Below are 12,464 nucleotides of genomic sequence, written 5' to 3'. Positions count from 1 at the left end.
CAGCAGACACACGCACCAGTCGCGCTGTAGCACCGGTGTTAAACGGTAGCCCTGCAGCGATCGGCCAAAATGGCGCTGCAGCGATCGACACACCAATTACCAGATCCTGACCCGCTGCTCCGGCGCCAGATACAGCTGCTGATCCTGTGTCACATCGAAGGCCGGATACCAGGCATCCAGGTTACGCACGGTTTGCGCGCGGAAGCGGCCAGGCGCATGCACGTCGGTGAGCAACGCATTGCGCAGTGCCGCGTCGCGATACTTGCCTCGCCAGGCCTGCGCAAAGCCGAGGAAAAAGCGCTGATCCGGGCTGAATCCATCCAGGGTCTGGGGCTGCTTGCCCTGCAGCGACAACTGGTAGGCGTCGTATGCGGTGGCCAGGCCCGCAACGTCGGCGATGTTTTCGCCCAGCGTCAGCTTGCCATTGACCGACAAGTCGTCGAACGGTTGGTAGGCGCTGAACTGCGCGGCCAAGGCGTTGCCGGCGCTCTCGAATTTCTTCAGGTCTTGCGGTGTCCACCAGTTATGCAGCTCGCCGTGTTCGTCGAACAGCGCGCCCATGTTGTCGAAGCTGTGGCTGATCTCGTGGCCGATCACCGCGCCGATCGCGCCATAGTTCACCGCATCGTCGGCGGCGGGGTCGAAGAACGGCGGTTGCAGGATCGCCGCCGGGAAGATCAGGCGGTTTTCCAGTGGCACGTTCAGCGCATTGACCTCCTGCGGCAGCATGTACCACTCGCGATGATCGACCGTCTTGCCCAGCTTGGCCAGGTTGCGGCGGTATTCGAAGACCTCGGCGCGCTGCACATTGCCAAGCGCATCATCGCGGCGCACGTCCAGCCCGCTGTAGTCGCGCCAGGTGTCCGGGTAACCGACCGCCACCGTCAGGCCGGCGATTTTCGCCTTGGCATGCTGCTTGGTTTCGGCACTCATCCATTCCAGTGCGTCGATGCGTTTGCCGAACGCGGTGATGATGTTCTTGACCATCTCTTCGGCACGCGTCTTGGTCTGCGCGCTGACGTACTTCTGCACGTAGCGCTTGCCGACCGCTTCGCCCAGTGCGGCATTGGTCGCGTCGATGCCGCGCTTCCAGCGCTGGCGCTGTTGCGGGGTACCTTCCAGCGTGGTGCCGTAGAACGCGAAGCGCTCGTCGGCGAAGGCCTTGGACAGGTAGGGCGAGGCGCGATCCAGCGCGCGGAAGCTCAGATAATCCTTCCAGGTCTGCAGCGGCTCGGACTGCACCAACGCCGACAATCCGCTCACCGCGCGCGGCTGCCACACGATGAAATCCTGCTGGGCGTTGAGGCCGGCGGCCTCGAAGAACACCGGCCAGTCCAGGCCGGGCGCATTGCGCGCGAAATCCGACTGCTTCCAGGCGTTGGCGCCCGCCTGCACGTTGTTGGTCTGCTCGGGGGTCGCGTGCACGCGCGCCATGGCGATTTCCAGTGCCAGGATGCGCTCGGCCCTGGCGGGCGCATCGTCGATGCCGGCCAGCTCCAGCAACGTGACGATGTGCGCGCGGTAGGCCTCGCGCAGCTGCGCCATGCGCCCGCCGTCCAGGTAGAAGCTGCGCTCGGGCATGCCCAGGCCGCCTTGCACCAGGTAGGGCACATAGCGGCCCGGATGCAGCAGGTCCTGCGACACCCACAGGCCGAACAGCCGGTCGGTATGGAAATTGGTGGCGTTGAGCAGATCCACATCGGCACGCAGCTGGCCGCCCAGGGTGCGCGCCAGCGCCTGCTTGTCGTCGAGCTGGGCGATCGCCTCCAGTTCCGGTTGCACCGGGCGCGCGCCCTTGGCCTCGATGCTGGCTTCGTCCATGTAGGCGGCGTAATAGTCGCCGATCTGCTTGTCTTCGCCGGTGACGCGGTCGTTGGCGGCAGCGCCTTCGATGATGTCGCGGCTATGCCGTTCGGTCTCGATGGCGATGGAAACGAAACTGTTGAAGCTGGCACGATCTTCCGGAATCTGCGTGCGCTTGACCCAGCTGCCGCTGGCGTAGTCGAAGAAGTCGTCGCCCGGCGCCACGCTGCGATCCATGCCGGTCGCATCGAAGCCGAAATCGCCGAGCTTGGGCTTGCTGGGCGGCGGCGTTGGGTGCGTGCTCGCGGCCGGTGTCGCGCCATCACGGTAGCAGGCGGCGGTGGTCAGCAGCGCGGCAGACATAGCGGCGATCAGGACGGGGCGATGCAGAGAAGCCATGCGGCGCAGCTCGTATAACCAAAACGGACAACACAGTGTAGTGGCCTGCAGTGCAGGGTGCCGGTTCTCTCGTAGGCTCCGCCGCGGATCGTGGTGATGCGGACACGCTCGGTTCAGCGCCGGCGTTGATACCAGAAGCCGAGTGCGTCGCGGGTCTGCAGCATGCGCCGCCCGCGCAGCAGAAACCGCAACAGCAGACCCAGGTGCTCGCGCTTGGAAAAGCTGCGCAGCTTGCGGTCGGAGGTGTGCACGGTCTGGCGCAAGATCACAAAGCGTCCGCAGCGCGCCAGGGCGCGACTCAGTGCCACATCTTCGCCAGCGTAGTAACGGGTGTCGAAGCCCCCTGCGCTGACAAAGGCCACCCGCGTGCAAAACAGAAAGCATCCGGGCGCAATGCCGGAAACCCGGAAAAACCAGCCAAAAAATGCTTGCGCCACGCGCTCGGACCACACCCGCTTGCCCTGCAGATGCACCTGCGCACCGCCGCCTACCGCGCCGGCATCGAGCGCAGCCATTGCTGCGCCAACGACTTGCGGGTTGATGCGTGTGTCGGCATCCAGAAACAGCAGGCGCTCGCCTTGTGCGGCCTGAGCGCCGGCATTGCGCGTGGCGGCGATATGGCGCAACTGCACCTCCAGCACCTGCGCGCCATGGCTGCGCGCGATGGCGGCCGTGGCGTCCTCGCAGGCATCGGCCACCACGATCACTTCATAGTCCAGCTGCATGCCCTGCGCGCAGGCATGCAGGCACTGCAGCGTGTCACCGATCAGGGCAGCCTCGTCATGGGCGGGAATCACGAAGGACAGCATGGGGCACGATGTGTGTGGGCTGCCGCCAGTGTGCAAGAGGCAGCGGAGCGAGCGTGTGAGCAGGGGCGGCCGGCATCCGGTCCGTGCGATCGAACGAGCGCTGCGATCAATACACGCGTGTATTGATCGCGGTGTGACCGTGGGATGGCGGCAGTGGCACGCAACAAGCTCCACCGCAGTGCCGCAGCGCGGGCAATGCATCGCGCAGACCAGCAGCGCACAGCAAGGCGATTGCGCTCACCGCCATGCGGGCGCGGCCTTGCGTGGAATCGGCAGGTGCCGCAGTCGCACACGCCGGTTGCCAGTGCGCCGTCCGCACCCCCCTGGCAGCGCCCGTTGCGAGGTGGCCGCCCGGGGCCGGGCAGCACGGCTCAGCGGTTGACCGCGCCCATCATCGCTTCCGGGTAGCGCGTGCCTGCCGCCGCTTGCGGCGGGAAGATGGCATCGATGCGGGCCAGTTCGTCCGGCATCAGGGCCACATCCAGCGCAGCGATGTTTTCTTCCAGATAGGCCAACCGCTTGGTGCCCGGGATCGGAACCAGGTCCTGGCCCTGCGCCAGCACCCAGGCCAGCGCCAGTTGCCCGGGCGTGATGCCCTTGTCGGCAGCGATGGCCTTGACCTGCTCCACCAGCTGCAGGTTGCGGGTGAAGTTTTCGCCCTGGAAACGCGGCGAATGGCGGCGGTAATCGTCGGCGTCGAAATCGTCCGGCGACGAAAACGCACCGGTCAAAAAACCGCGCCCCAGCGGCGAGTACGGTACGAACCCGATGCCGAGTTCGCGCACCGCGGCGAACACGCCGTTGTCTTCCGGCTCGCGCGACCACAGCGAATATTCGGTCTGCACCGCCGTGATGGGGTGCACCGCATGCGCACGCCGAATGGTGGCTGCGGCCGCTTCCGATAAACCGAGAAAGCGCACCTTGCCCTGTTCGACCAGACGCGCCATCGCGCCCACGGTGTCTTCGATGGGCACGTTGGGGTCGACGCGGTGTTGGTAGTAGAGGTCGATATGCTCCACGCCCAGCCGACGCAGGCTGGCTTCGCACGCGGACTGCACGTACGCCGGGCTGCCATCGATGCCGCGCACCGACGGGTCGTTGGGGTCGAGCTTGATACCGAATTTGGTGGCCAGAAACACTTCATGCCGGCGCGAGGCAATCGCCTTGCCGACCAGCACTTCATTGGTGTGCGGGCCGTACATGTCGGCGGTGTCGAGCAGGCTGATGCCACGATCGAGCGCGCGGTGGATCACCGCGATCGAGGCGGCCTCGTCGCTGCGGTCGCCATAGAATGCGCTCATCCCCATGCAGCCTAGGCCCAGGGCCGAAACGGTGGGGCCGGAACGGCCAAGCGTGCGGGTTTGCATGGTGGGGGACTCCGTGCAGCAAAAGGTCGGGGAACAATGGCGTGAAAGGCGTTAGCGCGATGTGGCCCACGCGCTAACGCGCAGCCCGCGCAGATCGGCAGGCATGCTGCGATCTGCACGGGCTGGTGTGCGGTGCAATCAGCCCTTGAGCTTGGCGGCCACTTCGGCCACGCGCTTGCCGAACAGCTTGGCCGTTTCCAGGTCGCCGCTCCGCGGCGCTTCGTCCGGCGACGCGTCCGATGGCGAGATCGCCAGCGCACCGCCCCAGCCACCCGTCCAGTTCACGTCATGCGGCCCATGCGCCTTGGTGTTGGCTGGCGGCAGCCCGGTGCCCACCCAGATCTGGCCATGCTGCTGCGACAGGGTCCACAAATACTGGATGGTGGTGACCTTGTCGCCGTTCGCCGATGCCGAATTGGTGAAGCCGGCAGCGACCTTGTCCTTCCAGGCCTGCGCAAACCACGGCTTGGAGCTGGCATCGGCAAATTTCTTGAACTGCCAGGCCGGGCCGCCCATGTAAGTGGGGCTGCCGTAGATGATGGCGTCGGCGGCACTGATGGCGTCCCAGGCGTCGTCGGGCAGGTTGCCGTCCTGGTCGATACGGTACAGCGTGGCTTCGCCGACACTGGCTGCGCCCGCATGCACGGCTTCGGCCTGCTTGACGGTGTGGCCGTAGCCGCTGAAATACACAATGGCGATCTTGGTCATGGGCACTCCTGTTGAATGGGGAGCCGGATTGTGCGCACACCGGTCGCGACAGCAGAATGACCACGCACGGGACGAACTGTTGCCGCGGCCGGTTGCCGCAGCGGGTCAACCGTGATGCGCCTGCCGAAATTTTGCGCGTGCTTGCGCGTCCAGTTCCCCAATTCCCCGATCCCCGGCCGCAAGGGCACACGCGCCGGATCGGCGACAGGTCTCTTGGTGTCGCTGCTGGCTCAACCCTGTTCGGGCTCGGCCATGCATTCGATCAGGTAATCGATGAAGCTGCGCACCTTCGGTGCCAGGTGGCTGCGGCTGGTATAGACCGAAAAGATGCCGACTTCACCCAGTGCGTAGTCCGGAAGAATGCGCAGCAGACGCCCGGCGGACAGATGCGGCTCGGCCAGGAAATCCGGCTGCATCACGATGCCTTGCCCGGCCAGCGCGGCAGCGTTCAGCACATGCCCGTTGTTGGCGCGCAGGCCGCCATGCAGGCGCACGTCGATATCGCCTTCCGGGCCCTGAAAGCGCACTTCATCGCCGCTAGGCGAGTAGTGATAGAGCAGGCATTCGTGGCCGGCCAGATCGGAGGGATGTTGCGGCGTACCCGCACGCGCCAGATAGGCCGGCGATGCGCATGCCAGGAGGCGGACCGTGCCCAGCTTCCGGGCGATCAGCATCGGTGCCGGCTGGCGGGTGATGCGGATGGCGACGTCGAAGCCTTCTTCGACCATGTCGACCAGACGATCGGACAGCGACAGGTCCAGTTCCACCTGCGGGTAGCGTGCGCGAAAGCCCGGCAGCAAGGCGCCCAGGCGCTCGATCCCGTGGCTCACCGGCGCGTTCACTCGCAGCACGCCGGCCGGCTCCAGCGATTGCGCGCCAATAGTGGCTTCCAGGTCGTCCAGATCGGCCAGCAGCTGCAGGCAGCGTTGGTAGTAGGCGCTACCGGCACTGGTCAGGCTGACCCGGCGGGTGGTGCGGTTGAGCAGGCGGGTGCCGAGCCGCTGTTCAAGCGCGGCGACCTGGCGGGTAACGCTGGCAGTGGAGCGGTCCATCGCATCGGCGGCAGCACTGAAGCCGCTGCGCTCGGCCACGGCTGCGAACACGCGCATCGCATCGAGGGTATCCATGACAATTCCGATTGTTACATCAAAAGAAATAATTTATCTGAAATAAAAGGATTTATCAGAATCTTTGGAAGGATAGCCTGTGGCGGTCCTCTACCGAATCCTTCCCATGACCAGCGCCTTCCCATCTCCACGTACTGCCGCCTATGGCACTGCCTTGCTGCGCATCAGCCTGGGCGGGCTGTTCCTGGTGCATGGTGTGACCAAGCTGATGGTCTTCACGCCCGCCGGCACCGTGGCGTATTTCCAGACGCTCGGCCTGCCCGCCGCGCTGGCGTACGTCAGCATGACGCTGGAACTCGGCCTTGGCGTGTGCTTGGTGCTAGGCACCTATGCGCGCTGGCTCGCCTTGCTGGGCGTGCCGCTGCTGCTGGGCACGATTGTCGCCGTGCATGGTGCCAATGGGTTCGGTTTCTCCAACCCGGGCGGCGGCTGGGAATACCCGGCGTTATGGACGGTGTTGCTGGTTGTCCAAGCATTGCTCGGCGACGGCGCGTTTGCGTTGAAGCCGTCGCGCTGATGCGGTTTTCATCGATCAAGGAGCTGTCCATGACCCGCCTGCCCTCCCTGTATATCTCGCATGGCTCGCCGATGACTGCGCTGCAGCCGGGGCAGGTCGGCGAGCGCCTGGCCGACCTGCGGCACGCGCTGCCGCGGCCGCGTGCCATCGTGGTGGCGAGCGCGCACTGGCTGGGCCGTCGCCCGCTGGTCAGCGGTGCGTTGCGGCCGCCGACCATTCACGACTTCGGCGGCTTCCCGGCGCCGTTGTATGCGCTGGACTATCCGGCGCCCGGCGAGCCGGCATTGGCGCAGCAGATCGTGCGCCGGCTGGAGCAGGCCGGCCTGCATCCGCACCTGGATCCGCAGCGCGGCTTCGATCACGGCGTCTGGGTGCCGCTGCGCCTGCTGTATCCGGACGCCGACATCCCGGTGGTGTCGCTGTCGATCCAGCCCGAGCTGGGGCCGGCGCACCAGTTCGCGGTGGGCCGTGCGTTGGCGCCATTGCGCGATGACGGTGTGTTGGTGATCGGCTCGGGCAGCATCACCCACAACCTGCATGACTTCCGCCACGGCTACAGCACCGAGCGGCAAGCGCCGTACGTGCGGCCCTTCATCGAATGGACCGAACGCAAGCTGCTGGACGACGACATCCCCGCGCTGCTGGACTACCGCCGCCAGGCGCCGCATGCCGCACGCGCGCATCCCAGCGACGAGCACCGGCTGCCGCTGTACGTGGCGATGGGTGCGGCCGGTGATGACCGGCTCGGTGCGCAGCGCATCGACGCCGGCATCGATGCGGGTTTCCTGGCCATGGACCTGTATCGCTTCGACGGCCCTGCAGCGGTGGCGGAGCCGGTTGCGGTATAGCGTCGAATGCGGACGTGGGCGCATCGGCAGGTGTGGACCACGTGCTGCGATGCCGAGTGGGGAGAGTGCAGTCGCATGGTCGGCAGGGGCGGGGCATCTGCGGTTGCGAGCGGCCGGAGCACGCCAATCCGCAGCGCTCTGAAGCATTCACGATCGGGTGCAGGCCAGTCTCATAGGCTGAGACGCCAACGCTGCATGCTGCCCGCGTGAAAATCCTCGACAAGCTCGCCGTCCTCGCCGACGCCGCCAAATACGATGCCTCCTGTGCTTCCAGTGGCGCCAACAAGCGCAACTCGCTGGGCACCGGCGGCATTGGCAGCACCGAGGGCATGGGCATCTGCCATTCGTACACCCCCGATGGCAGATGCGTGTCGCTGTTGAAGATCCTGCTGACCAATTTTTGCATCTTCGACTGCGCGTACTGCGTCAATCGCGTGTCCAGCAACGTGCGCCGTGCGCGCTTCACGCCGGAAGAAGTGGTCACGCTCACGCTGGACTTCTACAAGCGCAACTACATCGAAGGCCTGTTCCTGTCCAGCGGCATCATCCGCAATTCCGACTACACCATGGAGCAACTGGTGGAAGTGGCGCGGCAGTTGCGCGAGGTGCACCATTTCGCCGGCTATATCCATCTCAAGACCATCCCGGATGCGGCCCCGGAGTTGCTGGCAGCGGCCGGACGCTATGCCGATCGCTTGAGCATCAATGTGGAGTTGCCCACCGAGCAGGGCCTGACGCTGCTGGCGCCGGAAAAAAGCGTGGGCGGCATCCGCTCGGCGATGGGCGAGCTGCGCTGGCGCATCGAAGAAAACCAGCTCGAACGCAAGGCGGAAACGGTGCGCCGTGCCAAGCCGCCGCGCTTCGCACCGGCCGGGCAGAGCACGCAGATGATCGTTGGCGCCGACAATGCCAACGACCGCAGCATTCTGGACACCAGCCACAACCTCTACGGCAATTACCGCATGCGCCGGGTGTACTACTCGGCCTTTAGCCCGATCCCGGATGCCTCGTCCAAGCTGCCGTTGCAGGCACCGCCCCTGCAGCGCGAGCACCGGCTGTACCAGGCCGACTGGTTGCTGCGTTTCTACGAGTTCAGCGTGGACGAAATTGCGCCGGCGCAATCCAGCGGCATGCTCGATCTGGACGTGGACCCCAAGCTGGCCTGGGCATTGCGCAACCCGGAGCGGTTTCCGGTGGATCTGAATGCGGCACCGCGCGAAATGCTGCTGCGCGTCCCGGGCCTGGGCACGCGTAACGTGGAGCGTCTGTTGTTGTCGCGGCGGCATGCGCGCTTGCGGGTTGGGGATCTGGCCCGTTTGCGGGTGCCAATGAAGAAGTTGCTGCCGTTTGTGAGTGTGCTGGATCATCATCCGCGTCAGCGCCTGGACGATCCGGTCAGGTTGCGTGCGCAATTGGCGCCCGCACCACGGCAGGCGAGTCTGTTTGACTGAGGTGTGGGCAGGATGAGCGTGCGATGTTGCGCGTGATGCTTGCTGCGGTTGAAGGGAGTGGGTGCTGAGCACAGGGCACAACAAGCGCAGGGCACAACAAGTGCAAGGCTTTCGCACCTTCGGCGCGAGTGACCTTGTCTTGGCAAAAGTCACCAACACCGTCGTCGCCGACGCGATCCGGTGCGATACAGTCGCACCGGTTCCCTGCGCTCTTCGCCACGCGCGGCACGGCGCCCAAACTCGCTTCGCTCAGACAAGGTGCCTCTTCGGCCGTGCATGACTGCGGTGTTCGGCTCGCTTTGAGGCGACAGGGTGAAGCAGGAGCAACAGCAACAGTGGCAAATTTTGCCAGCTGCAGCTGCAGCTGCCGCAAGCAGGGCGGGGCGGTAAAAGCACCCATCGAAACAGCAGCAGTAATACCTCCAGTAGGATCGATAGCAGTCGTAAGACGGTAGTGACGGTGGTGGTGTTCGTCTTTGTGGGAGTGTGGTGGAGCGATGTTCAGCGCCGAGGTGGAACCTGCGTGGAGTTTTGAGGCATGGCGTGCATTGGCGCGGGCAGGCTGGTGCGCGCAGGTGGAGCCGGACGATGTGGCCTGGAATGGCGGGGCGCAGGGCGGGTTGTTGATGGGGCAGGGCCTGTTGGCGTTGCCGGCCGTGGTGCCGCCGCCACGGGTCTCTGCAGAGTTCATGCAGCTGGCGGCCTCGGTGCTGTGTCACCGCGACTCGCAACGGCATGCCGTGTTGTATCGCCTGCTGTGGCGCGTTGCCTCCGGCGAAAAAGCCTTGCTGGAACGCGCCACCGATGTGGATGTGCACCGGCTACGGCAATGGCAAAAAGCGGTGCAGCGCGATACGCACAAGATGAAGGCCTTCGTGCGCTTTCGCCGTCTGCCCGGGGAAGAAGAAGACTTCGTGTCCTGGTTCGAGCCCGAGCACTGGATCGTGGATCGCGTAGCGCCGTTTTTTGCGCGCCGGTTTGCCGGCATGCGCTGGGCCATCCTGACCCCGTACCGCAGCGTGCGTTGGGATGGGCAGGCCTTGACCTTTGGCGACGGTGCGGTGCGCACCCAGGTGCCCGCCGACGATGCCCAGGAGACGTTCTGGCGCACGTATTACGCGCATATCTTCAATCCGGCGCGGCTCAACCCGACCATGATGCGGCAGGAAATGCCGCAGAAGTACTGGAAGAACCTGCCCGAAGCCACGCTGTTGCCGGAGCTGATCCGCGACGCCGGCGTGCGCGTGCGCGAGATGGCCGAGCGCGCGCCCGAGCCGGTACGGCGACGGGTGCCGGCGGCGCCTGCGCCAGTGCCGGAAGTGGCAACCCAGAGCCTGGCGCAGTTACGCACTGCTGCACGCGATTGCCGGCGTTGCGAACTGTGGCAGCCGGCAACGCAAACGGTGTTCGGCGAAGGACCCGACGATGCGTCGGTGATGGTCATCGGCGAGCAGCCTGGCGATGAAGAGGACTTGAGCGGTCGTCCGTTTGTCGGGCCCGCCGGGCGCCTGTTCAACATGGCGTTGGGCGAGCTGGGTGTGGACCGCGAAAAGTTCTACGTCACCAATGCGGTCAAGCATTTCCGTTTCGAGCAACGCGGCAAACGGCGTCTGCATCGCAATCCCGAGCGCACCCATGTGCAGGCCTGCAGCGGATGGCTGCAGGCCGAACGGGCGCAATTGCGTCCGGCGCAGATCGTCTGCCTGGGCGCGACTGCGGCGCAAGCGGTGTTGGGAAGTCGCTTCCGATTGATGCGCGAGCGCGGGCAGTGGCAGCGCCTGGACGACGGCACGCCGGTGTTGGCCACGGTGCATCCGTCCTGGGTATTGCGCCAGCCATCGACGGATGCGCGCGAAGAAGGGTATCGCGGATTTGTCGAAGATCTCCGTCGGTTGCTGGATCCACCGCCGCCGTCCAGCGATCACTCGCGCTAGAGAACGCGCGTGCCGCAGGGGCAAAAAAATACGCGTGCAAGGGCACGCGTACGGTGTCGGAGAATCAGGACACCAAGCGGAGCCACCGGCACGCCGGTCGCTCCATCACCGCCGCTTCGCGGTTCGATGGCGGTCGCTGGAAGCTGGCGCGCGCGCCGCACAGCATGTTGAACCAAGCCCTGCCGTCGGTAGGAGGTTCGCAGATCCACTGCCCTCCACCGTCGATCGGTGGCTTGGAGTTGCTGATCCACTAGCGACAAACAGAATCCACAGGGCAGCCGTCATGCGGTGCCTCTGCTTGCCCGATACCGCACTAGCCGAGGCATCTTGTGTGTCGATGTCGCGCAAGTCTGCGCTTGCTAAACGGTCGCCTCATCGACGGAAACTTCTTCAAGACAGCGCGTCTGAGGCCATGACGTTGCATGAAAGCGCTGCGCCATCGGCAGAACGACCGCATTCCGCCGATGGCAGCATGTGTGCGTCAGCAACGACGCGTCACGGCGCGACTGCAGGCCATTACGGCATCAGCACCTTGTCCACCACGTGGATCACGCCATTGCTCTGCATGACGTCGGCGATGGTGACGTTGGCGGTATTGCCCTTGACGTCGGTGATGGTGACCTTTTTGCCGTTGAGCTTTGCGGTCAGCGGCTCGCCTTGCACGGTGGTCAGCGTGGCGCTGCCGCCGCCGGCCTTGATCTTGGCGATCAGCGAGGCGGCATCCACCTTGCCCGGCACCACGTGATAGGTCAGCACCTTGGTCAGCGTCGCCTTGGATTCGGGCTTCAGCAAGGTATCGACGGTGCCGGCCGGCAGTGCCGAGAAGGCCGCGTTGGTCGGTGCGAACACGGTGAACGGGCCCGGGCCCTTCAGCGTGTCGACCAGGCCGGCGGCTTTGACGGCAGCGACCAGCGTGGTGTGGTCCTTGGAGTTGACCGCGTTGTCGACAATGTCCTTGGTCGCCAGCATCGGCGCGCCGCCAACGGTCGGATTGGACGCCGCATAGGCGGGGGCCAAGGCGCTGCTCAGGGCAATGGCGGTGGCAACGGCAAGCGACTGGAATGAAGTCTTCATGAGGCATCGATCCTTTTGGGTTAGCGATCGCCTGGATGGCAACCGTAGCGTCAATACGCGCCTGCGAAACGACCGGATGCATCACGCTGTTTTGACATTCATCACCGCGTTTGGCGTGGTGAGGGTGGCGTCATAGGTGACGGGTGCACGACTGGCCACGAACGACGCATACGACACCGGTCGTGGCATCCGGCATCCGGCATGCGCTGGTGCATCACCCGTGGACACAGCGATGGCGCGTGGCGTTCAAGCGAACAGCAGGGCGATGCGCAACGCCCATCCATGCCCTCGGCTCGATCGGATCCGGTGACCATGCACCCTCCGGCCGACGCAGACAGCCTGTGTCCAAAACGCTGGGCGTGGTTGCGGAGCCACCTGTGCGTTGTCGCAGCGTTTCGTCATCGATCGGGCCGTAGCAGCTCTCATT

General features: G+C 65.2%; 10 protein-coding genes and 1 pseudogene. 4 read left to right on the top strand and 7 right to left on the bottom strand.

All coding sequences use genetic code 11. The features are described from left to right. Window positions 1-96: 96 nt before the first annotated feature. The 6 genes and pseudogenes from FLG15_RS18420 to FLG15_RS18395 form a co-directional block, all read right to left on the bottom strand. Window positions 97-2,166 (bottom strand): M13 family metallopeptidase, encoded by a 2,070-nt coding sequence (locus FLG15_RS18420; RefSeq protein WP_057679981.1) that lies wholly within the window; start codon window positions 2,164-2,166, stop codon window positions 97-99. 149 nt (window positions 2,167-2,315) lie between these two features. Further along, a complete protein-coding gene (locus tag FLG15_RS18415; RefSeq protein WP_057679980.1) occupies window positions 2,316-3,011 on the bottom strand; it encodes a glycosyltransferase in 696 nt (231 codons plus the stop codon). A gap of 126 nt (window positions 3,012-3,137) precedes the next feature. After that, window positions 3,138-3,376: pseudogene (locus tag FLG15_RS18410) on the bottom strand (hypothetical protein); the annotation flags it as partial. Between the two features lie 6 nt (window positions 3,377-3,382). Further along, the gene (locus tag FLG15_RS18405) at window positions 3,383-4,378 is read right to left on the bottom strand and encodes an aldo/keto reductase (RefSeq protein WP_005926742.1); all 996 of its coding nucleotides are present in this window, start codon (window positions 4,376-4,378) and stop codon (window positions 3,383-3,385) included. 138 nt (window positions 4,379-4,516) lie between these two features. Further along, window positions 4,517-5,086 (bottom strand): flavodoxin family protein, encoded by a 570-nt coding sequence (locus FLG15_RS18400; RefSeq protein WP_057679979.1) that lies wholly within the window; start codon window positions 5,084-5,086, stop codon window positions 4,517-4,519. A gap of 230 nt (window positions 5,087-5,316) precedes the next feature. Next, complete coding sequence (locus FLG15_RS18395) at window positions 5,317-6,213, bottom strand: LysR family transcriptional regulator (protein ID WP_150146995.1); 897 nt, start codon at window positions 6,211-6,213, stop codon at window positions 5,317-5,319. A 106-nt stretch (window positions 6,214-6,319) separates the two neighbouring features. Between FLG15_RS18395 and FLG15_RS18390 the strand changes: the two genes are divergently transcribed. The 4 genes from FLG15_RS18390 to FLG15_RS18375 all read left to right on the top strand — a co-directional run bounded on the left by FLG15_RS18390 (window position 6,320) and on the right by FLG15_RS18375 (window position 10,963). Then, a complete protein-coding gene (locus FLG15_RS18390; protein ID WP_057679977.1) occupies window positions 6,320-6,730 on the top strand; it encodes a DoxX family protein in 411 nt (136 codons plus the stop codon). Window positions 6,731-6,759: 29 nt separating this feature from the next. Then, window positions 6,760-7,578 carry a dioxygenase family protein gene (locus FLG15_RS18385; protein WP_150146993.1) on the top strand — a complete coding sequence of 273 codons (819 nt, stop codon included), beginning with the start codon at window positions 6,760-6,762 and terminating at the stop codon, window positions 7,576-7,578. A gap of 206 nt (window positions 7,579-7,784) precedes the next feature. Continuing rightward, complete coding sequence (locus FLG15_RS18380; protein ID WP_057679976.1) at window positions 7,785-9,029, top strand: putative DNA modification/repair radical SAM protein; 1,245 nt, start codon at window positions 7,785-7,787, stop codon at window positions 9,027-9,029. Window positions 9,030-9,526: 497 nt separating this feature from the next. Continuing rightward, a complete protein-coding gene (locus FLG15_RS18375; RefSeq protein ID WP_150146990.1) occupies window positions 9,527-10,963 on the top strand; it encodes a UdgX family uracil-DNA binding protein in 1,437 nt (478 codons plus the stop codon). A gap of 516 nt (window positions 10,964-11,479) precedes the next feature. On the opposite strand, the gene FLG15_RS18370 is transcribed toward FLG15_RS18375, so the two are convergent. Then, window positions 11,480-12,037, bottom strand: a complete 558-nt coding sequence (locus tag FLG15_RS18370) for a fasciclin domain-containing protein (RefSeq protein WP_017157435.1) — start codon at window positions 12,035-12,037, stop codon at window positions 11,480-11,482. Window positions 12,038-12,464: the final 427 nt, after the last annotated feature.

Origin of the sequence: Xanthomonas phaseoli pv. dieffenbachiae (genome assembly GCF_008639345.1) — a bacterium.
Lineage (GTDB): Bacteria > Pseudomonadota > Gammaproteobacteria > Xanthomonadales > Xanthomonadaceae > Xanthomonas > Xanthomonas phaseoli.
The sequence above is the reverse complement of the archived record's forward strand: the minus strand, read 5'-3'. Positions and strand labels throughout refer to the sequence as shown.

Bases quoted from the DNA above. Each gene is read 5' to 3' on its own strand.
- FLG15_RS18415 (WP_057679980.1), bottom strand. From the start codon at position 3,011: ATGCTGTCCTTCGTGATTCCCGCCCATGACGAGGCTGCCCTGATCGGT.
- FLG15_RS18400 (WP_057679979.1), bottom strand. From the start codon at position 5,086: ATGACCAAGATCGCCATTGTGTATTTCAGCGGCTACGGCCACACCGTC.
- FLG15_RS18370 (WP_017157435.1), bottom strand. From the start codon at position 12,037: ATGAAGACTTCATTCCAGTCGCTTGCCGTTGCCACCGCCATTGCCCTG.
- FLG15_RS18390 (WP_057679977.1), top strand. From the start codon at position 6,320: ATGACCAGCGCCTTCCCATCTCCACGTACTGCCGCCTATGGCACTGCC.
- FLG15_RS18375 (WP_150146990.1), top strand. From the start codon at position 9,527: ATGTTCAGCGCCGAGGTGGAACCTGCGTGGAGTTTTGAGGCATGGCGT.
- FLG15_RS18395 (WP_150146995.1), bottom strand. From the start codon at position 6,213: ATGGATACCCTCGATGCGATGCGCGTGTTCGCAGCCGTGGCCGAGCGC.
- FLG15_RS18420 (WP_057679981.1), bottom strand. From the start codon at position 2,166: ATGTCTGCCGCGCTGCTGACCACCGCCGCCTGCTACCGTGATGGCGCG.
- FLG15_RS18405 (WP_005926742.1), bottom strand. From the start codon at position 4,378: ATGCAAACCCGCACGCTTGGCCGTTCCGGCCCCACCGTTTCGGCCCTG.
- FLG15_RS18385 (WP_150146993.1), top strand. From the start codon at position 6,760: ATGACCCGCCTGCCCTCCCTGTATATCTCGCATGGCTCGCCGATGACT.